The organism is Streptomyces sp. R302 (genome assembly GCF_012927245.1).
Classification (GTDB): domain Bacteria; phylum Actinomycetota; class Actinomycetes; order Streptomycetales; family Streptomycetaceae; genus Streptomyces.
The window spans coordinates 46,580-70,783 of record NZ_JABBGE010000008.1; the positions used below are offsets into that span (position 1 = coordinate 46,580).

The 24,204-nt window shown below is 74.5% G+C and carries 21 protein-coding genes; 13 read left to right on the top strand and 8 right to left on the bottom strand.

All coding sequences use genetic code 11. The annotated features are described in order from the left end of the window. Positions 1 to 238 precede the first annotated feature (238 nt). From cmk to der, 3 genes are all read left to right on the top strand, one after another. A complete protein-coding gene (gene cmk / locus HHL19_RS24370) occupies positions 239 to 913 on the top strand; it encodes a (d)CMP kinase (protein WP_169092480.1) in 675 nt (224 codons plus the stop codon). Further along, complete coding sequence (locus HHL19_RS24375) at positions 910 to 1,554, top strand: lysophospholipid acyltransferase family protein (RefSeq protein ID WP_169092481.1); 645 nt, start codon at positions 910 to 912, stop codon at positions 1,552 to 1,554. Before cmk ends, HHL19_RS24375 begins: the two co-directional genes overlap by 4 nt. 74 nt (positions 1,555 to 1,628) lie before the next feature. Continuing rightward, positions 1,629 to 3,077 (top strand): ribosome biogenesis GTPase Der, encoded by a 1,449-nt coding sequence (der, locus tag HHL19_RS24380; protein WP_169092482.1) that lies wholly within the window; start codon positions 1,629 to 1,631, stop codon positions 3,075 to 3,077. A gap of 87 nt (positions 3,078 to 3,164) precedes the next feature. Here the strand turns inward: der and HHL19_RS24385 are convergent, their stop codons facing one another. After that, entirely contained in the window at positions 3,165 to 3,452 is a 288-nt protein-coding gene (locus tag HHL19_RS24385) for a hypothetical protein (RefSeq protein ID WP_206325734.1), read from the bottom strand. Positions 3,453 to 3,631: 179 nt separating this feature from the next. Then, a complete protein-coding gene (locus HHL19_RS24390; RefSeq protein WP_169092484.1) occupies positions 3,632 to 4,414 on the bottom strand; it encodes a hypothetical protein in 783 nt (260 codons plus the stop codon). 304 nt (positions 4,415 to 4,718) lie between these two features. Between HHL19_RS24390 and HHL19_RS24395 the strand changes: the two genes are divergently transcribed. Next, the gene (locus tag HHL19_RS24395) at positions 4,719 to 5,435 is read left to right on the top strand and encodes a transglycosylase family protein (RefSeq protein ID WP_169092485.1); all 717 of its coding nucleotides are present in this window, start codon (positions 4,719 to 4,721) and stop codon (positions 5,433 to 5,435) included. A gap of 4 nt (positions 5,436 to 5,439) precedes the next feature. Here HHL19_RS24395 and HHL19_RS24400 read toward each other — a convergent pair whose 3' ends face one another. Genes HHL19_RS24400 through HHL19_RS24410 form a run of 3 tightly spaced genes read right to left on the bottom strand, consistent with a single transcriptional unit; the run spans position 5,440 to position 9,358 of the window. Next, positions 5,440 to 6,087, bottom strand: coding sequence for an ATP-binding cassette domain-containing protein (locus HHL19_RS24400; RefSeq protein WP_169092486.1), 648 nt, complete (start codon positions 6,085 to 6,087; stop codon positions 5,440 to 5,442). After that, positions 6,084 to 8,960 (bottom strand): ATP-binding cassette domain-containing protein, encoded by a 2,877-nt coding sequence (locus HHL19_RS24405; protein WP_169092487.1) that lies wholly within the window; start codon positions 8,958 to 8,960, stop codon positions 6,084 to 6,086. The genes HHL19_RS24400 and HHL19_RS24405 overlap by 4 nt, the downstream gene beginning before the upstream one ends. Next, positions 8,948 to 9,358, bottom strand: a complete 411-nt coding sequence (locus HHL19_RS24410; RefSeq protein ID WP_169092488.1) for a hypothetical protein — start codon at positions 9,356 to 9,358, stop codon at positions 8,948 to 8,950. The genes HHL19_RS24405 and HHL19_RS24410 overlap by 13 nt, the downstream gene beginning before the upstream one ends. Before the next feature lie 113 nt (positions 9,359 to 9,471). Between HHL19_RS24410 and HHL19_RS24415 the strand changes: the two genes are divergently transcribed. The 3 genes from HHL19_RS24415 (at position 9,472) to HHL19_RS24425 (ending at position 12,626) form a co-directional block, all read left to right on the top strand. Then, positions 9,472 to 9,987 carry a hypothetical protein gene (locus tag HHL19_RS24415; RefSeq protein ID WP_169092489.1) on the top strand — a complete coding sequence of 172 codons (516 nt, stop codon included), beginning with the start codon at positions 9,472 to 9,474 and terminating at the stop codon, positions 9,985 to 9,987. Next, positions 9,965 to 11,278 carry an ABC transporter substrate-binding protein gene (locus tag HHL19_RS24420; RefSeq protein WP_169092490.1) on the top strand — a complete coding sequence of 438 codons (1,314 nt, stop codon included), beginning with the start codon at positions 9,965 to 9,967 and terminating at the stop codon, positions 11,276 to 11,278. Before HHL19_RS24415 ends, HHL19_RS24420 begins: the two co-directional genes overlap by 23 nt. Before the next feature lie 64 nt (positions 11,279 to 11,342). After that, the gene (locus tag HHL19_RS24425) at positions 11,343 to 12,626 is read left to right on the top strand and encodes a glycosyltransferase (protein WP_169092491.1); all 1,284 of its coding nucleotides are present in this window, start codon (positions 11,343 to 11,345) and stop codon (positions 12,624 to 12,626) included. A 27-nt stretch (positions 12,627 to 12,653) separates the two neighbouring features. Here the strand turns inward: HHL19_RS24425 and ctaD are convergent, their stop codons facing one another. Beyond that, positions 12,654 to 14,333, bottom strand: coding sequence for a cytochrome c oxidase subunit I (ctaD, locus tag HHL19_RS24430; protein ID WP_169092492.1), 1,680 nt, complete (start codon positions 14,331 to 14,333; stop codon positions 12,654 to 12,656). Between the two features lie 263 nt (positions 14,334 to 14,596). On the opposite strand from ctaD, the gene HHL19_RS24435 reads away from it, so the two are divergent. Then, on the top strand, positions 14,597 to 14,812 hold the full coding sequence (locus tag HHL19_RS24435) for an I78 family peptidase inhibitor (RefSeq protein ID WP_169092493.1): 216 nt from the start codon (positions 14,597 to 14,599) through the stop codon (positions 14,810 to 14,812). Positions 14,813 to 14,961: 149 nt separating this feature from the next. On the opposite strand, the gene HHL19_RS24440 is transcribed toward HHL19_RS24435, so the two are convergent. Then, positions 14,962 to 15,855: a phosphatase PAP2 family protein gene (locus HHL19_RS24440; RefSeq protein WP_169092494.1), complete on the bottom strand. Its 894-nt coding sequence runs from the start codon at positions 15,853 to 15,855 to the stop codon at positions 14,962 to 14,964. Between the two features lie 409 nt (positions 15,856 to 16,264). Between HHL19_RS24440 and HHL19_RS24445 the strand changes: the two genes are divergently transcribed. After that, positions 16,265 to 18,022, top strand: a complete 1,758-nt coding sequence (locus tag HHL19_RS24445) for an MFS transporter (protein WP_169092495.1) — start codon at positions 16,265 to 16,267, stop codon at positions 18,020 to 18,022. A gap of 116 nt (positions 18,023 to 18,138) precedes the next feature. Here HHL19_RS24445 and sepF read toward each other — a convergent pair whose 3' ends face one another. Beyond that, positions 18,139 to 18,570 carry a cell division protein SepF gene (gene sepF / locus HHL19_RS24450; RefSeq protein ID WP_169092496.1) on the bottom strand — a complete coding sequence of 144 codons (432 nt, stop codon included), beginning with the start codon at positions 18,568 to 18,570 and terminating at the stop codon, positions 18,139 to 18,141. 309 nt (positions 18,571 to 18,879) lie between these two features. On the opposite strand from sepF, the gene HHL19_RS24455 reads away from it, so the two are divergent. From HHL19_RS24455 to HHL19_RS24470, 4 genes are all read left to right on the top strand, one after another. Next, entirely contained in the window at positions 18,880 to 20,181 is a 1,302-nt protein-coding gene (locus tag HHL19_RS24455; RefSeq protein ID WP_206325735.1) for a DUF5685 family protein, read from the top strand. 96 nt (positions 20,182 to 20,277) lie between these two features. Continuing rightward, positions 20,278 to 22,089, top strand: a complete 1,812-nt coding sequence (locus tag HHL19_RS24460; RefSeq protein ID WP_169092497.1) for an FAD/NAD(P)-binding protein — start codon at positions 20,278 to 20,280, stop codon at positions 22,087 to 22,089. Continuing rightward, the gene (locus HHL19_RS24465; RefSeq protein WP_169092498.1) at positions 22,086 to 22,898 is read left to right on the top strand and encodes a DUF1684 domain-containing protein; all 813 of its coding nucleotides are present in this window, start codon (positions 22,086 to 22,088) and stop codon (positions 22,896 to 22,898) included. The genes HHL19_RS24460 and HHL19_RS24465 overlap by 4 nt, the downstream gene beginning before the upstream one ends. A 281-nt stretch (positions 22,899 to 23,179) precedes the next feature. Further along, positions 23,180 to 24,034, top strand: coding sequence for a trypsin-like serine protease (locus HHL19_RS24470; RefSeq protein WP_169092499.1), 855 nt, complete (start codon positions 23,180 to 23,182; stop codon positions 24,032 to 24,034). The last annotated feature ends 170 nt before the right edge of the window (positions 24,035 to 24,204 follow it).

The window sequence follows — 24,204 nt, forward strand, 5'->3', positions numbered from 1 at the left end:
TACATCGTGGTGCGGGTCCAGGCGCAGGAGGCCGAGGCGCGGCAGGGGGCGCCGTCCCTGTGCCCACCCGTCCCGCCCTTGCGGGACGTATGCCCACAGGGACGCCGGGCTACGGGCCTGCAAAGGGCGTCGGGCGCGGGCCCGTAGGGACGGGGCGTTGGGGGGTTCGGGGACTCGGTAACCTTGTAGGGGTCCGGGCTGTCGCCGGGGCCCCGCTCACCCAGGAAGGTCACCCACCGTGGAATCCGTGATCGTCGCCATCGACGGCCCCTCCGGCACGGGCAAGTCGAGCACCTCGAAGGCGGTCGCCGCCAAGCTGGGCCTGAGCTACCTGGACACCGGCGCCCAGTACCGGGCGATCACCTGGTGGATGATCAGCAACGGGGTCGACGTGGACGACGCCGACGCCGTGGCGAACGCGGCCGGCAAGCCCGTCATCGTCTCCGGCACCGACCCGTCCCGCCCCACCATCACCGTGGACGGCGTCGACGCCGCGGGCCCGATCCGGACCGAGGCGGTCACCTCCCGGGTGAGCGCGGTCAGCGCCGTCCCGGAGGTGCGCGCCCTCATCACGGAGCTCCAGCGCTCCATCGCCCGCGATGCCGGGACCGGCATCGTCGTCGAGGGCCGGGACATCGGCACCACCGTCCTCCCCGACGCCGACCTCAAGATCTTCCTCACCGCCTCGCCCGAGGCCCGCGCCGCCCGCCGCTCCGGCGAGCTGAAGGGCGTCGACGTGCGGGCCACCCAGGAGGCCCTGGTCAAGCGCGACGCGGCGGACTCCAGCCGCAAGACCTCCCCGCTCGCCAAGGCCGGGGACGCGGTGGAGGTCGACACCACCGAGCTCACCCTCGACCAGGTCATCGAGTGCGTCGTCACCCTGGTGGAGGAGAAGAGGGCGGCCGTCAAGTGACCCAGCCGTCCGCGAAGGGCGCCGCGGTCGGCCGCCGCATAGGCATCGGACTGATGTACGGCTTCTGGAAGCCGCGCGTCCTCGGAGCCTGGCGGGTGCCGGCCACCGGCCCCGTCATCCTGGCCGTCAACCACGCCCACAACATCGACGGCCCCATGCTCATGGGCACCGCCCCGCGCCCCGTGCACTTCCTCATCAAGAAGGAGGCGTTCGTCGGGCCGCTGGGCGGCTTCCTGGAGGGCATCGGGCAGGTCAAGGTCGACCGTGACTCCACCGACCGGAACGCGATCGGCAACGCCCTGGGCATCCTGGAGCGGGGCGGCGTCCTCGGGATCTTCCCCGAGGGCACCCGGGGCGAGGGCGACTTCGCCTCGCTCCGCGCCGGGCTCGCCTACTTCGCGGTCCGCTCCGGCGCCCCGATCGTGCCGGTCGCGGTCCTCGGCAGCACCGAGCGGCCCGGACGGCTCGTGAAGGGCCTGCCGGCCCTCCGCAGCCGGGTGGACGTCGTCTTCGGGGAGGCCTTCGAAGCCGGCGACGGCAGCGGGCGGCGTACCCGCAAGGCGCTCGACGAGGCCACGCTCCGCATCCAGGAGCACCTCACCGGCCACCTGAAAAACGCCAGGCGCCTCACCGGGCGCTGAGTGACACTTCAGTAGTGGGACCACGGCTCCGGCCGCCGGGACCACCGACCACGAATGATCAAGGAACGGACTTCATGAACGACCAGCACGACCACGGGGCACTTGGCGACGCCGAGTACGCGGAGTTCATGGAGCTCGCCGCGGAAGAGGGCTTCGACGTAGAGGACGTGGAGGAGGCGATCGAGGAGGCCGGCCACGGCCCGCTCCCCGTCCTCGCCGTCGTCGGCCGTCCGAACGTCGGCAAGTCGACCCTGGTGAACCGCATCATCGGCCGCCGCGAGGCGGTCGTCGAGGACAAGCCGGGCGTCACCCGCGACCGCGTCACCTACGAGGCCGAGTGGGCGGGCCGCCGCTTCAAGGTCGTCGACACCGGCGGCTGGGAGCAGGACGTCCTCGGCATCGACGCCTCCGTCGCCACCCAGGCCGAGTACGCCATCGAGGCCGCCGACGCCTGCCTTTTCGTCGTGGACGCCACCGTCGGCGCCACCGACACCGACGAGGCCGTCGTCAAGCTGCTGCGCCGCGCCGGCAAGCCGGTCGTCCTCGCCGCCAACAAGGTCGACGGCCAGTCCGGCGAGGCCGACGCGGCCATGCTCTGGTCGCTCGGCCTCGGCGAGCCGTTCCCCGTCTCCTCGCTGCACGGCCGCGGCACCGGCGACCTCCTCGACGAGGTCCTGCGGAAGCTCCCCGAGGCCCCCGAGCAGACCTTCGGCAGGGCGATCGGCGGCCCCCGCCGCATCGCCCTCATCGGCCGCCCCAACGTCGGCAAGTCCTCCCTCCTCAACAAGGTGGCGGGCGAGGACCGGGTCGTCGTCAACGAGCTGGCCGGCACCACCCGCGACCCGGTCGACGAGCTCATCGAGCTCGGCGGCGTGACCTGGAAGTTCGTCGACACCGCCGGCATCCGCAAGAAGGTCCACCTCCAGGCCGGCGCCGACTACTACGCCTCGCTGCGCACGGCCGCCGCCGTGGAGAAGGCCGAGGTCGCGGTCATCCTCATCGACACCACCGACCAGATCTCGGTGCAGGACCAGCGGATCATCACGATGGCCGTCGAGTCCGGCCGCGCCATCGTCATCGCGTACAACAAGTGGGACGAGCTCGACGAGGAGCGCCGTTACTACCTGGAGCGCGAGATCGAGACCGAGATGCAGCAGGTCTCCTGGGCGCCCCGGGTCAACGTCTCCGCGAAGACCGGCCGCCACATGGAGAAGCTGGTCCCGGCGATCGAGACCGCCCTCGCCGGCTGGGAGACCCGCGTCCCCACCGGCCGGCTCAACGCCTTCCTCGGCGAGCTGGTCGCGGCCCACCCGCACCCGGTCCGCGGCGGCAAGCAGCCCCGCATCCTCTTCGGCACCCAGGCCGGCACCAAGCCGCCGCGCTTCGTGCTCTTCGCCTCCGGCTTCCTGGAGGCCGGCTACCGCCGCTTCATCGAGCGCCGGCTGCGCGAGGAGTTCGGCTTCGAGGGCACCCCGATCCACATCTCGGTCCGCGTGCGCGAGAAGCGCGGCAAGAAGAAGTAACCCGCGCCGTGAGCACGGCTGAGGGCCGGAGTCGTACCGTACGCGTACGACTCCGGCCCTCAGCCGTTCTCTCGTTCCCGGCCGTGCTCAGAGGCCGCGGCGGGGGCCCGGCGGCAGCGCCGCCTGCGGGGGATGGTGCTGGGGGGCCGACCAGGCCGACGGGTACGCCGCGTGGTGCTGGCCGTGGAACCCCGAGAGGCCGGTGAAACCGGACAGGCCCGTGCTCATCGCCGTGCCGAAGGCCCGGAACGCCAGCTCCTCCTCGCCGCTGCGGTCACCCGGAAGCGTGCGGAACGACCGGCGGTACTCCGAGTACAGGGCATCGAAGATCGGCGTCGCCGAATACCCGGCCGGAACGTCCTGCGCCGGGCGCATGGCGGGGATCGGACTCGGATACGGCTGGGGGAATGGGTCGTATGCGTGCACGTAGGTGCCAACGACCCCGCCGTCCGTCGGATGCGGGCGGCTCTCCGAAAGAGGGGCCCGCCGGGGACGGGGCACGGTCGGGACCCCCGGCCCGCGCACCGGCCCTATCCCCGGACGCCCGTCGTCCATCAGGTCCCGGCCAGCGGCATCGCGGCGGCGACCAGGCGCCCGTTGGCCGCGGCCTTCTCCAGGGCGTCCCGCAGCAGGTCCTCGCGCGGCTGCTGGCCGATGGAGCCGACCGGCGCGGCGAAGACGAGGACCGTGTGCGACTTGTTGGCCGCCGCGCGCCAGCCCTCGGTGACCTGGAGCGGCTGGTGCGCCTGCCACCACGCGGACTGGCCCGTGCCGCCCGCGCCGGGCTGGAGCACCGAGTGCAGCTGGCCCATGGCGACCAGGACCGACCAGCCGGGCAGCGCGGCCGGCTTGGTGTTCAGGTCCTCGACGGGGTGGAAGCCCTGCTCGGAGAGGAGCGACAGGAACTCGTCGGTGAGCCCGCCGGAACCGGGCCGGGCCACCGGCGCGGTCGGCTCCACGACCAGCGCCGGGTGCAGCTCGCCGTCGATCAGGACGAGGCCGCTGGTGACGCCGAGCACGGCCTGCTCGGGGTGGGCCGCGGAGAGGGCGTCGGCGGCGTCGGCGGCCGTGATGGAGGCGACGGCGCCCTGGAGCTGGTCCTCGGCGACCTTGACCACCTGCGACGGGATGCAGCTGGCGTGGGCGAACGCGAGGACCGCGGTCTCCTCGCCGACGAACAGCACCGTGGAGGTGCGCTCCTGCTCGGAGTCGCCCGGCGTGCGGCAGGAGGTGCAGTCGTAGCTGCCCGGGGCGTTGTCGCCGGCGAGCAGCCGGTCGGCTTCTTCGTCGCCGATCTCGGCGCGTACGTCCTCGCTGACGTCGAGCATGCGCGGCACGGAGGGCTCCCTGGATTCGGTACGGACGGACCCCGGGCCTTTCCCGGGCGTCTCATGCCGAGTTCAACGGGTCAGGCGCGGGCGGGGTCACGCGCGGAAGCGAGGCAAGTTGCCACTGGCGCGTGCGGGTGCCTCCGGCGGTGGGCGCGGTGGTGCCTCCGGCGGTGCGTCCGGCGGTGCCTCGGACGGGGCTCCGGCGGTGCCTCGGTCGGCGGCACCGAGGGTGCCGCCGACCGGGTGGGAAGTGAACAGTGTTCCGCGCGGCACGGGGGTGGGGTCCGGGCGGCCGACCTAGCCTGCGGCGATGTCGATGATCCGATTTTGGACAGCCGGCTCGCTCGCGGCGGCCTCCGCGGCGGCGCTGCTCGCCCTCCACCAGGCGCCCGTCGCCCTGGCCGCGCCCGGCGACGACGGGCCCGGCACGGCGGGAGCGCCCGGAGCGCCCGGAGTACCGGTCGTGCCCGTGCTGCCTGACGCGGCGGCCGGAGCGGTCGCGGACGCGCTCTCCGACGCCGCGGCCGCGATGGAAGCGGCGCAGGGCGGCGTCGGGGCGGTGCCGCCGCCCCCGTCGGCGGGACCGGCGGGCGCGCCCGCGTACGCCTGCGCGGAGGACCAGTGGCCCTGGGGCTGCGTCGCCGAGTGCGAGAGCAGCGGGCGCTGGGACATCAACACCGGCAACGGCTACTACGGCGGGCTCCAGTTCTGGCAGCCGACCTGGATCGAGTACGGCGGCCTGAAGTACGCCCGCCGGGCCGATCTCGCCACCCGGCAGCAGCAGATCACCGTCGCCGAGGACGTCCTCCGCGTGCAGGGTTGGGGCGCCTGGCCCGTCTGCTCCAAGCGGTACGGGCTCAGCGGCCGCGCCCACACCGTGCAGCCCGGAGACACCCTCGCCGGCATCGCCCGCCGCTTCGCGGTCAAGGGCGGCTGGCAGCGGCTCTACGAGGCCAACAAGACCGTCATCGGCCCCGACCCGAACCGCCTGTACGTCGGCATGATGCTGCGCATCGCACCGCTCTGAGCGGTTATCGGCCCCGGAGTTCCGCCGCCTCGCCGCTGAAGACGCGGGTGCCGCGGCGCAGCTCGTGGAGGAGGGTGCCGGGCGGGAGGCCGTCCGGCACGCGCTGTTCGGCCAGGACGACCGCCGCGCCGGTCTCCGTCGCCAGGGTGGCGAGCAGGGCGTACGTACGGGCCGCGACCGGAGGGGCCATGCCGAGGGCCGGCTCGTCGACCAGGACCACGCGGGCGGGGCGCAGCAGGGCGCGGGACACGGCCAGCATCCGGCGTTCGCCGCCGGAGAGGGTGCCCGCGGTGCGGTGGAGCAGCGGGACGAGGGCCGGGTACGGGACCGGGGCCGCCGGGCCCGCGAGGGCCAGGTTCTCGGAGACGGTCAGGCCCTCGTACACGGCGCCCCGGTCCGGTACGAAGCACAGCCCGCGGCGGGCGCGTTCGTGCGGGGGCAGCGCGGTGACGTCCTCGCCGCGCCACAGGACCCGGCCGGCCGAGAGCCGTGCCGTCCCGGCGAGGGCGCGCAGCGCGGTGGTGCGCCCGGCGCCGTTGCGGCCCGTCAGGACGGTCACCGTGCCCGCCGGGACCGGGAGGTCCAGGCCGTGCAGGGCCTCCAGGGGGCCGTAGCGGACGCGGGCGCCGCGCAGCTCCATCTCGGTGGTCATGGGAGGAGCCGGCCTCCCTCCATCGTGTGGACGGTGGCGGCCGTGCCGGCGACGAGGTCCGGGTCGTGTTCGACGACGAGGACGGTCAGGCCGTCGGCGGCGAGCGCGGTCAGGAGCCGGGACAGGGCCTCGGCCTCGGCCGCGTCCAGGCCGGCGGCCGGCTCGTCCAGGAGCAGGACGCGCGGGCGGCCCGCGAGCGCGCGGGCCAGCTCGACGCGGCGCAGCAGGCCCGTCGGGAGGCCCGCCGTGCGGCGGTGCCGTACGGGCCCGGCGAGGCCCGCGAGGCGGAGGGCGCGTTCGGTGGCGGCGGCGGGGTGGTCGCGGTGGTCGCGGTGGTGGCCGTGCTCGGCGCCGACGCGGACGTTCTCCTCGACGGAGAGGGACGGGAACAGGGCCGGTTGCTGGAAGGTCCGCGCGATGCCGAGGCGGGCGCGGGTGTGGGCGGGGCGGTGCGTGACGTCCCGGCCGTCCAGGAGGACCCGGCCGTCGCGCCTGCCCGTGCGGGCGGCGCCGGCCAGGCAGTCGAAGAGGGTGCTCTTGCCGGCGCCGTTCGGCCCCACCAGCGCGGTGACCTGGGCGGTCGGCAGCACCAGCCCCACGTCCCGCAGGGCCGTCACCCCGCCGGGGTGCACGAACCGGAGCCCCTCGGCGACGAGCCGGGCGCGTGGCGGGCTGTGGGGGGTGCCCCGGCCTTCGGCCGGGATGGTGTGCCCACCCGCTCCGCCCGTGCGGGTGGGTGGGTCGGGTGCGGGTTCTCCCGTGGGGGGTTGCGGAGCGTCGGCGGCCGGCGGGCCGTGGGGGGTTTCCCGGCCTTCGGCCGGGGTGGTGTGCCCACCCGCTCCGCCCGTGCGGGTGGGATGGTCGGGTGCGGGTTCTCCCGCGGGGGGTTGCGGGCCGTCGGCGGCCGGCGGGCCGTGGGGGGTGCCCCGGCCTTCGGCCGGGTGTGTCCGGGTAGGGGCTGCCGGTCGGTCCTCGGGCGGGCGCGTCCGGGGGGTGGTGGCCGGTCGGGGGGTGGCTCCGTGCGTTCGGGGGGTGGTGGCCGGTCGGGGGGTGGCCCCGTGCGTTCGGGGGGTGGTTCCGGGCGTTCGGGGGGTTGGTGTCGGGTGGGTCTCTGGTGGGTTCAGGAAGGTGGTCAGTGGGGGGAGGCGGCCTGTCTGGGTGGCCAGGAGGCCTAGGGTCAGGGCGGCCAGGGCGGTGGGGGTCGTGGTGGCGGTGGTCAGGAGGAGCGGGGCCGCCAGGAGGGGCGTGAGGAGGTTGTCCGCGCCCAGGACCATGACCGCGGCGAACCAGAGGAGGCCGCGCAGGGGGTCGTATGCCGTGGGGTCGAAGGCTTCGGTGGCCATGGTGAGGAGGGCGCCGCCCAGGGCGGCCAGGGCGGCGGCCAGGGTGAAGGCCAGGAGCCTGAGGCGGGTCGCGGGGATGCCGGCCGCCTCCGCGGCGGGTTCGTGGTCGCGCAGGGCCGCCAGCGTGCGGCCGGTGCGGCCCCGGCGGAGGGCCGCCACCAGGAGGAGGGCCAGCGTGAGCAGGAGGAGTTCCAGGGCGTAGTAGGCGCGGTCCGTGGTGAAGAGGGCGGGGCGGGTGGGGGCGGCGAGGTTCGCCGTGGCGTAGGGCTGGGTGAGGACGAAGCGGCTGACCGCGACGCCCACCGCGAGGGTCGCCAGAGCCAGCGCCAGGCCGTGGCGGCGGATCGCCGGACCCGCCGTCAGGAGGCCCGCCATCGCCGTCAGGGGGACCGCCAGGGCCAGGGCCGGGAGGGGCGGGACGCCCGCCGTCGTGAAGAGGGTGGTGAAGAGGGCCCCCAGGCCCGCGTAGGCCGCCTGGCCCAGGGCGATCTGGCCCGTGCGACCCGTCACCACGACCAGGGAGAGCAGGATGATCGCGAGGGCGGGGATCTGGGTCGCCGTGGGCAGCTCGGCGCCCCCTGCCGCCAGGGGGAGGAGGAAGCAGACCGCGGCGAGCGGCCAGAGCGCCGGGGGTGTGCGGGCCGCCCGCGTCGGCGGCGGCAGCGCGTCCTGGCCCCTGCCGCCGATGCCCGGCAGGAGCAGCGCCGCGGCCAGCAGCGCGAGGACGAAGAGGTTCGCCCCCACCGAGCGCAGCAGGGGGTCCGCCCATCCTTCCGGGTGGAAGCGGGTCAGCTGCGCCTGGGCCACCCCGATGAGCAGCGCCGCGCCGATCGCGACCGGCAGCGACCGCATCCGGGCGATGACCGCGACCGCCATCACCTCCACCACGAGCAGCGGCAGCCCGTACGGGTCGAGCCGGACGTACGGGGCGAGCAGCACGCCCGTGAGCCCGGCGGTGAACCCGCCGAACGCCCAGCCGGCCGCCGCGATCCGGTCCGCGTCGACCCCGGAGAGGACGGCCAGCGGGCGGTTGTCGACCACCGCCCGCAGCTCCCTCCCGAAGCGGGTCCACCGGGTCACCGCCGTGACCAGGCAGGCCACCGCCACGACCGTCGCCAGCTGCAGCCAGGGATCGCCGCCGAGGAGCACCGGCGCGTCGGTCCTGGCCCCGGAGCCCCAGAGCAGGACCGCCGCGCCCACGAGGAGGACGAAGACGCCGGTGGACGCGACCAGGGTGCGGGCCGGACCGGCGCCCGCCCGGGCCAGCGGGCGGAAGACGGCCCGGTCGAGGACGAGGCCCAGCGCGGGGGCCACCAGGAGGAGGGTCAGCAGGGCGGCCGGCCACAGCGGCCAGCCCCAGGGCACGACCAGCTGGCGGAGCACGTACGCGCAGATCATGGCGACCGCGCCGTGCGCGAGGTTCAGCACGCCGGTCGCCCGGTGGGTGACGATCAGGCCGATGCCGGTGAGCGCCGCCGCGCTGCCGACCGCGAGGCCGGCCAGCGTCAGCTCGTACGTCAGAGAGGCCACGGCTCACACACCGGGCAGGGCGCGAGCGCCGGGTCCCCGGCGGCCGGTACCGCGTCCGCGCGGTCCGCCACCAGCGGGCAGTCCGGGCGGTGCGCCAGCGTCCCGCCGGGGACGCGCAGCGGCGGGCCGTCGGAGGAGGGGGCCGGGGGGTCCGGGAGGTCCGTTTCGGGGGGCTCCGAGTCGGCCGGGCGTGCGGACGCGCGCAGCGCCGCCGTGCCGATCAGGACGGCGCCCGCGACGATCAGCGCCGCCCCCGGCACGGTGCACGAGGCGAGGTACGGGAGCTGGCGCTCGGCGAACCGCTCGCCGGAGATCCCGTACCAGCCGAGGACGCACAGGAGCGCGCCCCCGGCGGCCGCCACCAGGCCGCCCCACAGCAGGAACCGCGCCGTCGGCACCGAGAGCCTCCGCTTCTTCCTTCCTCCGGCTATGCCCGTATTCTTCCGTATTCTTGCGCTCCGCCGCGTATCGTCCGACCCTGGAAGCACCACGCCGAACGGTGGTGAGCCCGATGGTTCTCAGGCGACGAGCGGCCGCCCTCGCGGCCGCCGCGGTGCTGCTCCTCACCCCGGCCGTCACGGCCTGTTCCGACGACGAGCCGGCGACCAACAACCAGGTCACCTCCACCTATCCGCCCGGCATGACGGCCCAGCCGCCCGGCGCGGAGGAGCCCGACGACCCGGCCGCCGCCGAGGCGGAGATCACCCGGAACTGGGTGGCCTTCTTCGACGCGGACACCCCGGCCGCCGAGCGGGTGAAGCTCCTGGAGAACGGCGAGGAGATGGAGGCCGTCCTGGCCGCCTTCGCCGGCAACCCGCAGGCCGCGGCGACCGGCGCCGAGGTCACCGACGTGGCGTTCACCTCCGCCTCCGGCGCCGACGTCACCTACGACCTGCTCGTCGGCGGCAACCCGGCGCTGCCCGACTCCCGGGGCACCGCGGTGCTCCAGGACGACACCTGGAAGGTCTCCGTGAAGACCCTGTGCGGCCTGGTGAAGCTCAGCGGTGTCGCCGTCGAAGGCTGCTGAGGCGGCCGCGGCGCGGCTCCCGGCCCTGCTGCTCGTCCTCCTCCTGCTCCTCCTCGCGGGATGCGGCAGCCGGCTTCCGGAGCGCGCCTTCGGGACGCGGCCCACCGCCCACCCCTCCGGCGGTGAGCCGCTCCGCGTCGGCATCATCACCAGCGCCACCAGCCCGGTCGGCGGCGCCGCCCTCACCGGCCCGCGCGACGGCGCCCGCGCCTGGTTCGACGCCCTGAACGCCGCCGGCGGGCTCGACGGGCGCCGGGTCGAGGTCGAGACCTGCGACGACGGCGGCAGCGGCGTCGGCAACACCGCCTGCGTCCGCGAACTCCTCGACGAGAAGAAGGTCTTCGCCCTCGTCGCCACCACCGCCCTCGACTACGCGGGCGCCCCGCTCGTCTCCCGGGCCGGCGTGCCCGACGTCGGCGGCCAGCCCCTCACCCCCGCCTACGAGACCTACCCGCACCTCTACTCCCTCTACGGCAGCTCCGCCCCGCGCACCGGCGCCTCGCCCGGCTGGGACGGCACCCTGTACGGCGGGACCGAGGTGTACCGGTGGTTCGCGCGCGAGCGCGGGGCGCGGACCGCCGCCGTCGTCGCGTACGACCAGCCCGCCTCCGCCGCCTACGCCCGGCTCGTCGTCCAGGGGCTGCGCGCGGAGGGATACCGGGTCGTCAACGAGCGGGTCGACTTCGTCCTGCCGGACTTCCGGGCCGTCGCCGCCGATCTGCGCGAGCGCCGCGTCGACCTCGTGTTCGACGCCCTGGACGGGCACGGCAACGTCCGGCTCTGCGAGGCGATGGAGGCGCTCGGCGTCCGCGTCGACGCCAAGGTGACGAACGTGCAGAACTGGTCCTCCTCCGTGGCCCGCGACTACGCCCGCGCGCCCGGCTGCCGTGACTCCCTCTGGGTGACCGGGTCGAGTCGCAACGCCGACGAGACCGGGCACCCCGCGGTCCGCGCCTTCCGGGCCGCGATGGGGGAGCGGGAGATCTCCCAGTGGCAGCTGGAGGGCTGGGCGGCCGCCATGTGGTTCACCGACGCGGCCCGCTCCTGCCTCGACCGCCCCGACCGGGGCGGACTCACCCGGACGTGCGTCGAGGAGTACCTGAACCGCCAGGAGCCGTACACCGCCCGGGGGTTGCTGCTCCCCGTCCGCTTCGAGCACCTGGCGAAGCCGCCCGCGACCCGCGAGACCTGCCTCTCCGTGGCCCGTTGGCGCGACGGGCGCGGCTGGGTGAGCCAGGGCGAGATGACGCGGAACTGCGCGGTCGTCCCCCAGCTCGGTTACCGGCCGTGAGGATCGCCGCCGCCGGAGCAGTACAGTCGCCCCGACCTACCAACTGACCGGGGGGAACCGGCAGATGCGTATTTCCTTCCTGCTCCACAACGGCTATCACTACGGCGGCACGATCCGGACCACGTTCACGCTCGCCGAACAACTCGCGGAACGGCACGAGGTGGAGATCGTCTCGGTCTTCCGCCACCGTGACCGGCCCCGCCTCGGGCTCCCTTCGGGGGTGACCCTCCGTCATCTCGTGGACCTGCGCGAGGACTCGCCGGACTACGACGGCGACCACCCCGACGCCCACCGCCCCGCCCGGGTCTTCCCGCGCGGCGACGGTCGGTGGAAGCAGTACAGCGCGCTGACCGACGCGCGGATCGGGGACCTGCTGCGCGGGGTGGCGGCGGACGTGCTCGTCGGCACCCGGCCGGGGCTCAACGTCCAGCTGGTCCGGCAGGCGGGCCCCGGGCCCGTCCTCGTCGCCCAGGAACACCTCGTCCTCGACGGGCACAGCCGCCGGCTGCGCCATGACATCGCCCACGAGTACGCGCTCCTCGACCTCGTCACCACCGTCACCGAGGCCGACGCCCGGTCCTACCGGCGGCTCGGGCTGCCCGGCTCCGTCCGGGTCGAGTCGGTGCCCAACGGGGTGCCCGCGCCCGCGGTGCCGCCCGCCGACCCCTCGTCCCGGGTGGTCGTCGCGGCCGGCCGGCTCACCCGGGTCAAACGTTTCGACGTCCTCGTCGACGCCTTCGCCGAACTGGCCGGCGACCACCCCGACTGGAACCTGCGGATCTACGGCAGCGGGGACGCCGCGCAGGACCTGCGGGCGCCGCTGACCCGGCAGATCGAGGCCCTCGGGCTCGGCGGGAGGGTCCGGCTCATGGGCCAGGTCCACCCCATGGAGCCGGAGTGGGCGAAGGGCTCGATCGCGGCCGTCACCTCCGAGCGGGAGGCCTTCGGCATGACGATCGTGGAGGCGATGCGGTGCGGCCTCCCGGTGGTCGCCGCGGACTGCCCGCACGGGCCGCGCGAGATCGTCGAGGACGGCGTCGACGGCAGGCTCGTCCCCGTCGGGGACCACCGCGCGGTGGCCCGCGCCCTGGGCGAACTGATGGCCGACGAGGAGCGGCGGGCCAAGGCGGGCCGGGCCGCCCTCGCGGCGGCGGAACGCTTCGACCCGGCCCGCATCGCCGCCCGCCACGAGCAGCTCTGGACCGACCTCGTGGAGCGCGCCGCACCCCGCCGCGCCCACTCCCCGGCGGCCGCCGCCCGGCACGCCTGGACCGGCCGGGCCTACGACGCCGCCTACACGGCGAAGGCGGGCGCGGGCCGCGCCCTGCGCCGCGTCGGCCTGCGCTGACGCCGCCCGCCGCCCGCCGCCGGGACCCTAGCGGCCCGGCGGCGGGCTCGTGGTCCGCATCCGCTCGTAGCTCGCGAACTCCGGGTGGTGGAGGTCGAAGGCGGGGGATTCCGAGCGGATGCGGGGGACGGCGGTGAAGTTGTGGCGCGGGGGCGGGCAGGAGGTGGCCCACTCCAGGGAGCGGCCGAAGCCCCAGGGGTCGTCGACCTCGACCTTCGGGGCGTACCGCCAGGTGTGCCAGACGTTGTAGAGGAACGGCAGGGTGGAGGTGCCCAGGAGGAAGGCGCCGACGGTCGACAGGGTGTTCAGGGTGGTGAAGCCGTCGGCCGCCAGGTAGTCGGCGTAGCGGCGGGGCATGCCCTCCGCGCCCAGCCAGTGCTGGACGAGGAAGGTGAGGTGGAAGCCGGTGAAGAGGGTCCAGAAGTGGATCTTCCCGAGTCGCTCGTCGAGCATGCGGCCGGTGAACTTCGGCCACCAGAAGTGGAAGCCGGCGAAGGTCGCGAAGACGACCGTGCCGAAGACCGTGTAGTGGAAGTGGGCGACGACGAAGTACGAGTCGGTGACGTGGAAGTCCATCGGAGGCGAGGCCAGGATCACCCCGGTCAGGCCGCCGAAGAGGAAGGACACCAGGAAGCCGGTCGCCCACAGCATCGGGGTCTCGAAGGAGAGCGAGCCCCGCAGCATGGTCCCCGTCCAGTTGAAGAACTTCACCCCGGTCGGCACCGCGATCAGGAAGGACAGGAAGGAGAAGAACGGCAGCAGCACCGCCCCTGTCGCGAACATGTGGTGCGCCCAGACCACCACCGACAGACCCGTGATCGCCATGGTGGCGGCGATCAGGCTGAGGTAGCCGAAGATCGGCTTGCGGGCGAAGACCGGGAGGATCTCGCTGATGATGCCGAAGAACGGCAGCGCGATGATGTAGACCTCGGGGTGGCCGAAGAACCAGAAGAGGTGCTGCCAGAGCAGCGCCCCGCCGTTGCCGGGGGCGAAGACCAGGGCCCCGAACCGCCGGTCCGCCTCCAGGGCGAGCAGCGCCGCCGCGAGGACGGGGAAGGCGATCAGCACCAGGACGGCGGTGAAGAGCACGTTCCAGGTGAAGATCGGCATCCGGAACATCGTCATGCCGGGGGCCCGCATGCCGATGATCGTGGCGAGGAAGTTCACCGAGGTGAGGATCGTGCCGAAGCCGGAGAGCGCGAGCCCCATGATCCACAGGTCGGCGCCGATCCCCGGGGAGCGGACCGCGCTGTTCAGCGGGGCGTAGGCGGTCCAGCCGAAGTCGGGCGGTCCGCTCGGGGTGAGGAAGGCCCCGGCGACCATCAGCCCGCCGAGCAGGAACAGCCAGTACGAGAACATGTTCAGGCGCGGGAAGGCCACGTCGGGCGCGCCGATCTGGAGCGGCACCAGCTCGTTGGCGAAGCCCGCGAAGGTCGGGGTCGCGAAGAGCAGCAGCATGATCGTGCCGTGCTGGGTGAAGGCCTGGTTGAACTGCTCGTTGGAGAGGAAGTCGATCCCCGGTCTGGCCAGCTCCGCCCGCATCGCCATCGCGAGGACCCCGGCGAGCAGGAAGAAACCGAAGGAGGTCACCAGATAGAGGTGACCGATCTTCTTGTGGTCGGTGGTGGTGAGCCAGTCGATCAGGATCCGGCCGAGCCGCTCCCGCCCGCCCGATTCCGCCGTGGTGGCCGCAGCCTCGGTCCTCATCGGTGCCTCCGCCCCGTGTTCCGTTCTCCGGCGTCCGGTCAGCGTAGGCATTGTGTGAGGGAAGGGTGAGGGAGCGGCGCGCGGACTCCGCCGACATTTCGCCGACGAATTTCGTCCGAACGGTTCGTGTGAACCTCCGGGCGCCTTTTCGAATTACCGGAGAAACGGCCGGAAACAGACGTTCCGCCGCGACCGTCTCCCTCGCGCCGGTTGTCGAGAAGTTGTGACGCAAGCGTGACCGCCGGGGGACTAACGTGAACCCCATGGCACCCATGTCGCGCAGCCCCGAACCACCCCGAGACGCGCCCGAGTCCTATGTGGGCCTCGACGCCGACGGCGCCGGCCGGCTCGCCCGGACGCGCGGCTGGCGCGTCGTCCGGACCCTTCCGCCCGGTGCGATCGTCACCATGGAGTACGTCACCGGGCGGCTCAACTTCGAGGTCGAGGACGACACCGTCACCCGCTGCTGGATCGGCTGATTTCGGCCACCGGACATTGGACATTGGATCCCGGATCCCGGATCCCGGATCCCGGATCCCGGATCCCGGATACGGGAAGGGCCCCGGCCGCGCGCTGTGCGGTCGGGGCCCTTCGCGTACGTACGCGCTCGGGTGCGGACGGGGGCGGGTCAGGCGGTGAGGCGGTCCGAGGACGGGCGGGCCGCCCTGGCGCGGCTCGCGGCCGCCCCCACGGTCTCCCTGGCCGGCTCCTCCGCGGCCGCCGGGGCCGGGAAGAGCCGCGGCCCGCCGGAGGCCACCGGCAGCGAGGGCACAAGCCGGCGCCGGGCCCGCAGCCGCTCCCCGATCCGGTCGCGCCGGTCCAGGATCCAGGCCTCCACCACGGCGATGACCGGCTCGCACCAGGGCAGCGCGAGCAGGATCAGCAGGCCGGCGGCCCAGCCGAGCAGCACGTCGCTGAGCCAGTGGGTGCCGAGGTAGACCGTCGTGAGGCCGACGCCGAGGGCGACCACGGCGGAGAGCGCCGACAGGTAGCGGCGGGCCCGCGGGGTGGTGGCGAGGTAGGCCAGGATGCCCCAGGTCACCACCGCGTTCGCGGTGTGACCCGAGGGGAATATGTCGCCGCCCGCGAACAGCTCGGCCGAGCCGACCTGTGTCGCGTAGTGGGGGCCGAGCCGGCCGAGTCCGAGCTTCACCGCGCCGACGGTGACGTTGAGGAGCAGCAGCGCCGCGCCGAGGGAGAGGAGCGGCCGGAGGGTGTGCTGGCGCCAGGAGCGCCAGCCCAGCCAGGCCGCCACCATCACCGCGGTCGGGCCGCGCTGGCCGAGGACGACGTAGTAGTCCAGGAAGGCGTGCAGTTCCGGCCACTGCTGGTAGGGACGGAAGAGCATGATCTTCCAGTCGAGGGTCACCAGCCAGGTGGACAGCAGCACCGCCACCACGACGATCAGATAGAACGCCGACGTCCCGCCGAAGAGGGCGAGACGCGTCCGGGTCATCCGCGGGACCTCTATCTTCGGCGGGACCGGCTCCCGGTCCAGCCGGGCAAAGATGTCGGTACGCACCCAATCGACGTTACAGGGGGTGAGGAGACGAGCCGGGCGATCCGCTCCCTTCGTGATGACGATGTGATGTGGAGTAGGTCTCAGCCGCCCGCCTTTTCCGGACTCCCGTCGGAAAATCCGATGACCTTCAGCCCTATTGCCGCCGGGGGTGATTCCGGAAGCCTGTTTGTGTGGCACGGAATTACTTCAAACGCCCGTCCGTGCGGAATTCCGTGCGACGCGCGGGCCGGGCCGAGTGGCGTACGCCACACCGGGAGCGTCGCCGAGGTGAGAGGTGCGCCACCCTCCAGGGGCCCGTCCTCGCGTACGCTGACGGCTCACTCGCCCCTCGTCGCCGCGCCGCCCCACGCACATCAGCCCAGGTCGGCGGCGTCTGCCGAGCGCGAGAGCGTCACTTGGAGGTACGCACATGTCGCGGACGATCACGGCCCGAGCAGGACGGCGGGCCGCCGCCGGCGGCGGCGCCAACCGCTGGGCCGTCCTCGTCGTCCTCTGCGTCAGCCTCCTCCTGGTGGCCCTGGACGCGACCATCCTCCACGTCGCCGTCCCCTCGCTCACCGAGAACCTGCGCCCCGGCTCCACCGAGCTGCTCTGGATCGTCGACGCCTACCCCCTGGTCTGCGCCTCGCTGCTGATCCTCTTCGGCACCCTCGGTGACCGGATCGGCCGGCGCCGGGTGCTGCTCCTCGGGTACGGGCTCTTCGGCCTCGCCTCGGCCGTCGCCGCCCTCGCCACCGAGCCCTGGGTGCTCATCGCGGCCCGCGCCCTCCTCGGCGTCGGCGGCGCCATGATCATGCCGGCGACGCTCTCCCTCATCCGGACGGTCTTCCCCGACCGGCGCGAGCGCGCCACCGCCATCGGCATCTGGACGGCGGTCGCCGCGATCGGCGCGGCCACCGGCCCCGTCCTCGGCGGCTTCCTCGTCGAGCACTACTGGTGGGGCTCCGTCTTCCTCATCAACATCCCGCTGATGGCGCTGATCCTGCCGCTCGCCCGCCGGCTCCTGCCCGAGTCCCGGGGGAGCGCGGAAGGGCCCTGGGACGTCCTCGGCGCGCTGATGGCCGCGGCGGGCGTGCTCGGCTGCGTCCTCGGCGTGAAGCGGCTCGGCGCGGGCGAGCCGGCGCTCTCCGCGCTCACCGCGGGACCGCTGCTCGCCGGGGCGCTGCTGCTCGTCCTCTTCGTCCGGCGCCAGCGGCGCAGGCCGCACCCGCTGATCGACATGCGGCTCTTCTCCCGGGCCGCCTTCACCACCTCCGTCGGCTGCATCGTCCTCGCCATGCTGGCCCTCGTCGGCCTGGAGCTCATCGCCGTCCAGTACCTCCAGCTGGTCCTCGGACTCACGCCGCTGGAGACCGGGCTGCGGCTCCTCCCGCTCACCTTCGCCGCCATGGCGGCCGGCGCCACCGGCTCGTACACCCTGCGCCGGATCGGACCCCGGCGGATGGTCGGCTGGGGCTTCCTGCTCACCGCGGGGGCGGTGCTGATGCTCACGCTGATGGGCCAGCACGACCGGCCGCTGCTGCTCACCGCCGGCTTCGTCCTGCTCGGCTTCGGCCTCCAGACGACCCTCTTCTCGGCGTACGAGTCGATGCTCAGCGAGGCCCCGGCGCGCAGCGCGGGCGGGGCCGCGGCGATCGGCGAGACGTCGTACCAGCTCGGCGCGGGCATGGGCATCGCCCTGCTCGGCAGCGTCATGAACGCGGCGTACGCCCCCGGCCTCGCGGACGTCCCCGGGGTGCCGGCGGAGGCGAGCGGCGCGGCGGCGAACTCGCTCGGCGAGGCCTACCAGGTGGCCGCGCGGCTCGGCGGCTCGGCCGGCGAGGCCCTGCACACGGCCGCGCGCCACGCCTTCGTCGACGGCCTGCACCTCACGCTCTTCGTCAGCGCGGGCCTGCTCCTCGCCGGGGCCGCGATGGCCCTGCGGCTGCCCCGGGTGATGGAGTGCCCGGTGGACGTCGAGGCGGCGGTCGAGGAGGCCGCGGCGGAAGCGGAGGCGGAGGCCGCGGCGAAGGCGGCGGCCCGGTGCGCGCCCCTGGCGGAGTCCGGGCCCGCGGGCCCGGCGTTGGTCCCCGGCCAGGCGGTCGGCTCCCCGGCCGACCAGCGCCCGGCCGCGGCGCCCTGTCCCGTCCCGCACCCGGCGTCCGGCGCGTCCACGAGCGGGCACTGAGGGCGCCGGTCCCGGACATGTGGCCGGCCCGGTCCGCTGAGCGGGTCCGGGCCGGAGGGCGTCGGTCGGGGCGGGGCAGGGCGGGGAGCTGCGGGCGGGTCAGCTCCGGCCGCGGGTCAGCTCTGGTTGAAGAAACCGTCCTGCTGACGGCGGCCGGACTCGCTGACGATCTCGGTGTCGGCGGGGGTCAGCAGGAAGACCCGGGTCGCGACGCGCTCGATCGAGCCGCGCAGCCCGAAGGCGAGGCCGGCGGTGAAGTCGACGACCCGCTTGGCGTCGTTCGGCTCCATGGCGGTCAGGTTCACGATCACCGGCACGCCGTCCCGGAAGAGCTCGCCGATGGCCCGGGCGTCCCGGAAGCTGTCGGGCGAGACGGTGGCGATCCGGCGGCCCCGGTCCTCGGCGGTGTCCGAGGCGACCCGGACCCGGGGGTCCGTCACCCAGGCGTCGCCGCTCTCGGCACCGTCGGCGTACTCGTCGTCGTAGTAACGCTCGTCGTTGTCCTCGACGAGTCCCAGCCAGGCACTCGCCTTGCGCACCGATCCCATGGACGCCTCCTTTCACGCGGTCACTGCGGTCACTTGTGGTTCCGCAATCCCTATCGTCGTCCATGATGCGGATCGCGCGCCAAGTGGATAGGCGCCGCGCAGGGGATTCGTGACGGTACTGGTGCAGAATGTGAGGCCCGAAATCTGGCGATTCGTCAGGAAACTTGGGGTATGCGGGGCCTGACGGAGGGCCATGCTGCTGAAAATATGAAAGTCGGTCCGGAAGGGTGACGTCGGGCGCGTACGGGTGAACGCACCCCTCGCTACGATGCCGCGACACGCTCTCGCACCGCACCACGGGGGATGGAATTGTTCGGCATAGTCCGACCCTGCACGCACCGGCTCACCGATCATCTGAAGACCCAGTGGATGGCCCACCTCTGCGGCCTGTGCCTGGCCCTGCGCGCCGACCACGGCCAGTTCGCCCGGGTCGTCACCAACTACGACGGGCTCATCGTCTCGGTTCTGACGGAGGCTCAGACCGGCGTCACCGACTCCGGCCGCCGCACCGCGGGACCCTGCCCGCTGCGCGCCATGCGCACCGCGCCGGTCGCGCGCGGCGAGGGCGCCAGGCTCGCCGCCGCCGTCTCGCTCGTCCTCGCCTCGGCCAAGGTCCGCGACCACGTCGCCGACCGGGACGGCCTCCTCGCCCGCCGCCCGGTCGCCGCCGCGGCCCGCCGGGTCGCCCGCTCCTGGGACAGGGCCGGCGCCCGCGCGGGCACCGCTGTCGGCTTCGACACCGCCGTCCTCGTCGACGCCGTGGACCGCCAGACCGGGATCGAGGCCCTCGCCGGGCCCGGCACCCCGCTCCTCGTCGTCACCGAACCCACCGAGACCGCCACCGCCGCCGCCTTCGCGCACACCGCGCTCCTCGCCGGCCGGCCCGCGAACGCCGAACCGCTCGCCGAGGCCGGCCGCCTCTTCGGCCGCCTCGCCCACCTTCTCGACGCCGTCGAGGACCAGGCCGCCGACGCCGAGGCGGGCGCCTGGAACCCGCTCACCGCCACCGGCACCTCCCGCGAGGAGGCCCGCCGGCTCGCCGACGACGCCCTGCACGGCATCCGGCTGGCCCTCGAGGACGCCGAGTTCGCCGACGGCAAGCTCGTCCACCGGCTCCTCGCGCACGAACTGCGCGTCTCGGTCGACCGCGCCTTCGGCACCACCACCTGCTCCCACGCCGCCGGCGGCGCCCCCGCGCACGCCCACGGCCAGGTCCCCGGCAACCCGTACGCCCCCAACGGGCCGGTCCCCGGCAACCCTTACGCGCCCGGCCCCGGCGGGCCCGCCGGCCCGGGCGGCCCCTGGAACCCCGGCCCGGGCGGCGGCGGAGGCGGCTTCGGCCCCCTCCCGCCCGGCCCGCCGCGCCGCAACCGGCGCGGCCTGATCGCCGGTTGCGCGGTCTGGGCCGGCCTCGCCTGCACCTGCCAGATGTGCTGCGGCAGCTACGAGGACCCGTGGAGCCGGGAGCGCAAGGACGGCCTCTGCCAGCAGTGCGACTGCGGCAACTGCTGCGACGGCTGTGACTGCTGCTCCAACTGCTGCTCCTGCGGCGGCGAGGACGGCGGTGGCTGCTGCGACGGCTGCGACTGCAACTGCGACTGCGGCTGCTGAACCGGGGCCACCGGGGGAAGGGACGCGTACGCTCCAGGACCGTACGTCCCCGGCCCCGCCCCGGCAGCCCTCGTCCCCGGCCGTCATGGAGCCCGTATGACCTCCTCCCTGGTGATCGTCGGTGCCGGGCCGCGCGGCACCGGCTTCCTGGAGCGGCTCGCCGCCGCCGTGCCCGGGTGGTACGGCGGGCGGCCGCTCGACGTGCACCTCGTCGACCCGCACCCGCCGGGGCCCGGCCGGATCTGGCGCACCGCGCAGTCCCCGCTGCTCCTGATGAACTCCCGGGCCGGAGACGTCACCGTCTTCACCGACGACACCGTCCGCCTCCAAGGGCCGGTACGCCCCGGGCCCACGCTCGCCGACTGGGCCGGGACCGACGGCCGCCGCTTCGCCGCCCGCACCGAACTCGGCGCCTATCTGGGCTGGGCGTACGCGCGGGCCAAGGAGGCGCTGCCCGCCACGGTCACCCTCCACGAGCACCGCACCACCGCCCTGCGGGTCGAAGGACCGCGCGAAGGCCCCCAGCGCGTCCGGCTCGCCGGGCGCGCCGAGCCCCTCCGCGCCGACGTCGTCGTCCTCGCCCTCGGCCACCTCGACGCCGAACCCGACGCGGAACAAAGGGAACTGGCCGCCTTCGCCGCCCGCCACGGCCTCCTCCACCTGCCGCCGGGACACACCGCCGACCTCGACCTCTCCGTCCTCCCGGCCGGCGAACCCGTCCTCGTCCGGGGCCTCGGCCTCGCCTTCGTCGACCTGATGGTGCTGCTCACCGAGGGACGCGGCGGCCGGTACGAGGAGGCCGGGGACGCGCTCGTGTACGTGCCCTCGGGGCGGGAGCCGGTGCTGTACGCGGGCTCCCGCCGGGGCGTCCCGTACCACGCCAAGCTCGGCTACGTCCTCGACGGCGAACGGCCCCCGCTGCCCCGCCACTTCGGTCCCGACCGGGTCGACGCCCTGCTCGCCGCGGACCGGCCGCTCGACTTCCGGCGCGAGGTCTGGCCGCACATCGCCCGGGAGCTCGGCTGGGCCCACTACCACCGCCTCTTCGCCGCCCACCCGGAGCGCACCGCCGCCCCCTGGGCCGCGTTCGACGCCCGCTGGGCCGCCGCCGCGCCGGACGATCCCGGCCTCGCCGCCTTCGTCGCCGCCGCCGTCCCCGACCCCGCCGACCGCTTCGACCCCGAGGCCCTCGACTACCCCCTCGCCGGGCTGCGCGCCCCGAGCGCCGAGGCGCTCCAGGAGGAGCTGCGCCACCACGTCACCGCCGGTCTGACGCGCCGCCACGACCCCGCCCACAGCGCCGACGCGGCCCTCGTCGCCGCCCTCGACTCCGTCTACCGGCAGCTCGCCCGGCTCGCCCACCGGACCGACACCGGCGCCTGGTGGCACGGCTTCTACAGCCACCTCGGCTCCGGCCCGCCCGCGTCCCGGCTGCGCCGGCTGCTCGCCCTCTCCGAGGCCGGCGTCGTCCGCTTCCTCGGCCCCCGCCTCACCGTCGCGGCCGACGGCCGGCGCGGCGTCTTCCGGGCCTCCTCGCCGGCCGTGCCCGGGACGGTCACCGAGGCCCGCGCCCTCGTCGAGGCCCGGCTGCACGCCGCCACCGTCACCGGCACCGCCGGCCCGCTGCTGCGCGGCCTGTACGAGGACGGCGCCCTGGCCACCCCCGGCGGGCTGCTCGCCGTGGACCCCGCCGACGGGCGGATCGTCCAGCGGGACGGCCGCCCGCACCCGCGCCGGATCGCCCTCGGCCCGTACACCACGGCCGGGGTGGGCGGCGGCTTCGCCCGGCCCCGGTCCGGCGGGCCCGCCTTCGCGCAGAACGACGCCGCCGCCCTGGCTGCCCTCGCCCTGCTGCGGGGGTCGCACCCCGGGCATCCGGCGCCGGTGTGGAAGGGTGGAACACCATGAGCGACACCACGAGCAGCACCGAGACCACCGACGCGGCGGGGGAGTGGCGGGACTGGCACGAGCGGCGCGAGGCGGCGGTGGCCTCCTCGTACGGGCCGCTCTCCCTCACCGGCACCCACTGGCTCGCGGACTTCCCCGACGGCCGGCTGCCGGACCTGCCGGGGGAGTGGCGGGAGGACGGCGACGAGGTCGTCCTGACGGCGGACGCCGGGGACGGGCTCACCGTCGACGGCGAGCCCTTCGCCGGCACCGTCCGACTCACCGCCGACCACGCGCCGGTCCACGAGTCCCGGGTCGAGTCGGCCGGCCGCCGGATCATGGTGATGCGCCGCGAAGGCCTGTGGGCGGTACGGGACTTCGATCCCGGCTCGGCGGCTCGCCGGGCCTTCCGGGGCATCGAGGCCACGCCGTACGACCCGCGCTGGGTGGTGCCGGGGGTCTACCGGCCGTACGAGGAGGAGCGCAGCGTCCGGGTGGAGAACGCGGACGGCAGGGAGCGCGGGCTCGGGCTCTCCGGCGAGGTCGTCTTCGAGCTCGACGGGCGGGTGCACGCGCTCCAGGCGGCGGTGGAGGAGGACGGCTCGCTCTGGGCGGTCTTCGCGGACGCCACCAGCGGGCGGTCCACCTTCCGTTTCCGCTTCCTGCGACCGGCGGCGCCGGACGAGGACGGCGCGGTGACGGTGGACCTCAACCGCGCGCTGCTGCCGCCGTGCGCCTTCGTGGACCACTTCATCTGCCCCTTCCCGCCGCCGGGGAACACCCTCGACGTGGCGGTGGAGGCGGGGGAGCGGCGGGTGCTGACGGGCTGACGGGCGGGGATCCAGGATCCTGGATCCCGAGTCTTGAATCCTGGATCCAATGTCCTGGATCCAATGTCCGTGATCCAGGATCCGTGATCCAGGATCCAGATGAAGGTTGCCCCCCACCGGTGCGGCGGGGCACCCGCGCGTGCGGCGGTCTTGTGCGTCACCCCAGGAGACGGCACCATCACTGGCGGTGGATGTCAGGAACACGTCACCTGATGTCGCCTCACGGGCCTCTCACCCCCCAGGCCCCCCTCCGCTTTTCCCAGAAGGATGTGAGGAGCACAGTGAGGATCAAGCGCACCCGTCTGCTCGCCGTCGCCGCCGGACTCGCGGCCGTCACCGCCCTCGGGCTGCCCGGGGCCCAGGCCGCACCCGCCCCCGGCCCGGCCTCCGCCGCCCAGTTGGCCCGCGCCGGGTCGGCGGTCGACGCCGCCGGGGTCGGCGGCATCGCCTGGTACGTGGACAAGGCCGCCGGCCGGGTCGTCGTCACCGCCGACTCGACCGTCTCCGAGGCGGAGCTCGCGAAGGTCCGCTCGGCGGCCGGTGCCGACTCCGGAGCCCTGCGCGTCCAGCGCGCCCCCGGCGTCTTCAAGCCCCTCCTCGGCGCAGGCGACGCCATCTACGGCAACGGATACCGCTGTTCGCTCGGCTTCAACGTGCGCAGCGGCTCCACGTACTACTTCCTCACCGCGGGCCACTGCGGCGACGTGGTGAACACCTGGTACGCCAACTCCGCCCAGTCCACGCTGATCGGCGCCACCGTCGGCTCCAGCTTCCCGGGCAACGACTACGCCCTGGTCCGCTACGACAACACCTCGCTCGCGCACACGGGCGGCTTCACCGCGGCCGACGCCTACGTCGGCGAGTCCGTCAAGCGGTCCGGATCCACCACCGGCACCCGCAGCGGCACGGTGACCGGTCTCAACGCCACCGTGCACTACTCCGGCGGCGGCACCGTGCGCGGCATGATCCAGACGAACGTCTGCGCCGAGCCCGGCGACTCGGGCGGCGCGCTGTACGACGGGACCAAGGCGCTCGGCCTCACCTCCGGCGGCAGCGGCAACTGCTCGGTCGGCGGCACCACCTTCTACCAGCCGGTGTCGGAGGCCCTGGCCAAGTACAAGGTCAGCCTCTACTGAGTGGAGCGGTGCCCCCGGCCGCGCCGAGGTTCCGGCGGCCGGGGGCACCCCCTTCCCCGGTCTTGTGAATGCGTTCGCAAAAGGACTTCCGGCCCCCTGCCGAAGGTCTTTCCGCGCCCCTTTTCGCAGGTCGACAGGTGTCGAATGGAGGAGACGAAGAAACAAGGGAC

What these genes read in the sequence shown, in the direction of transcription:
- der (WP_169092482.1), top strand. Translation starts at nt 1,629, where the DNA reads ATGAACGACCAGCACGACCACGGGGCACTTGGCGACGCCGAGTACGCG.
- HHL19_RS24385 (WP_206325734.1), bottom strand. Translation starts at nt 3,452, where the DNA reads ATGCGCCCGGCGCAGGACGTTCCGGCCGGGTATTCGGCGACGCCGATC.
- HHL19_RS24395 (WP_169092485.1), top strand. Translation starts at nt 4,719, where the DNA reads ATGTCGATGATCCGATTTTGGACAGCCGGCTCGCTCGCGGCGGCCTCC.
- HHL19_RS24400 (WP_169092486.1), bottom strand. Translation starts at nt 6,087, where the DNA reads ATGACCACCGAGATGGAGCTGCGCGGCGCCCGCGTCCGCTACGGCCCC.
- HHL19_RS24415 (WP_169092489.1), top strand. Translation starts at nt 9,472, where the DNA reads ATGGTTCTCAGGCGACGAGCGGCCGCCCTCGCGGCCGCCGCGGTGCTG.
- HHL19_RS24425 (WP_169092491.1), top strand. Translation starts at nt 11,343, where the DNA reads ATGCGTATTTCCTTCCTGCTCCACAACGGCTATCACTACGGCGGCACG.
- ctaD (WP_169092492.1), bottom strand. Translation starts at nt 14,333, where the DNA reads ATGAGGACCGAGGCTGCGGCCACCACGGCGGAATCGGGCGGGCGGGAG.
- HHL19_RS24435 (WP_169092493.1), top strand. Translation starts at nt 14,597, where the DNA reads ATGGCACCCATGTCGCGCAGCCCCGAACCACCCCGAGACGCGCCCGAG.
- HHL19_RS24445 (WP_169092495.1), top strand. Translation starts at nt 16,265, where the DNA reads ATGTCGCGGACGATCACGGCCCGAGCAGGACGGCGGGCCGCCGCCGGC.
- sepF (WP_169092496.1), bottom strand. Translation starts at nt 18,570, where the DNA reads ATGGGATCGGTGCGCAAGGCGAGTGCCTGGCTGGGACTCGTCGAGGAC.
- HHL19_RS24460 (WP_169092497.1), top strand. Translation starts at nt 20,278, where the DNA reads ATGACCTCCTCCCTGGTGATCGTCGGTGCCGGGCCGCGCGGCACCGGC.
- HHL19_RS24465 (WP_169092498.1), top strand. Translation starts at nt 22,086, where the DNA reads ATGAGCGACACCACGAGCAGCACCGAGACCACCGACGCGGCGGGGGAG.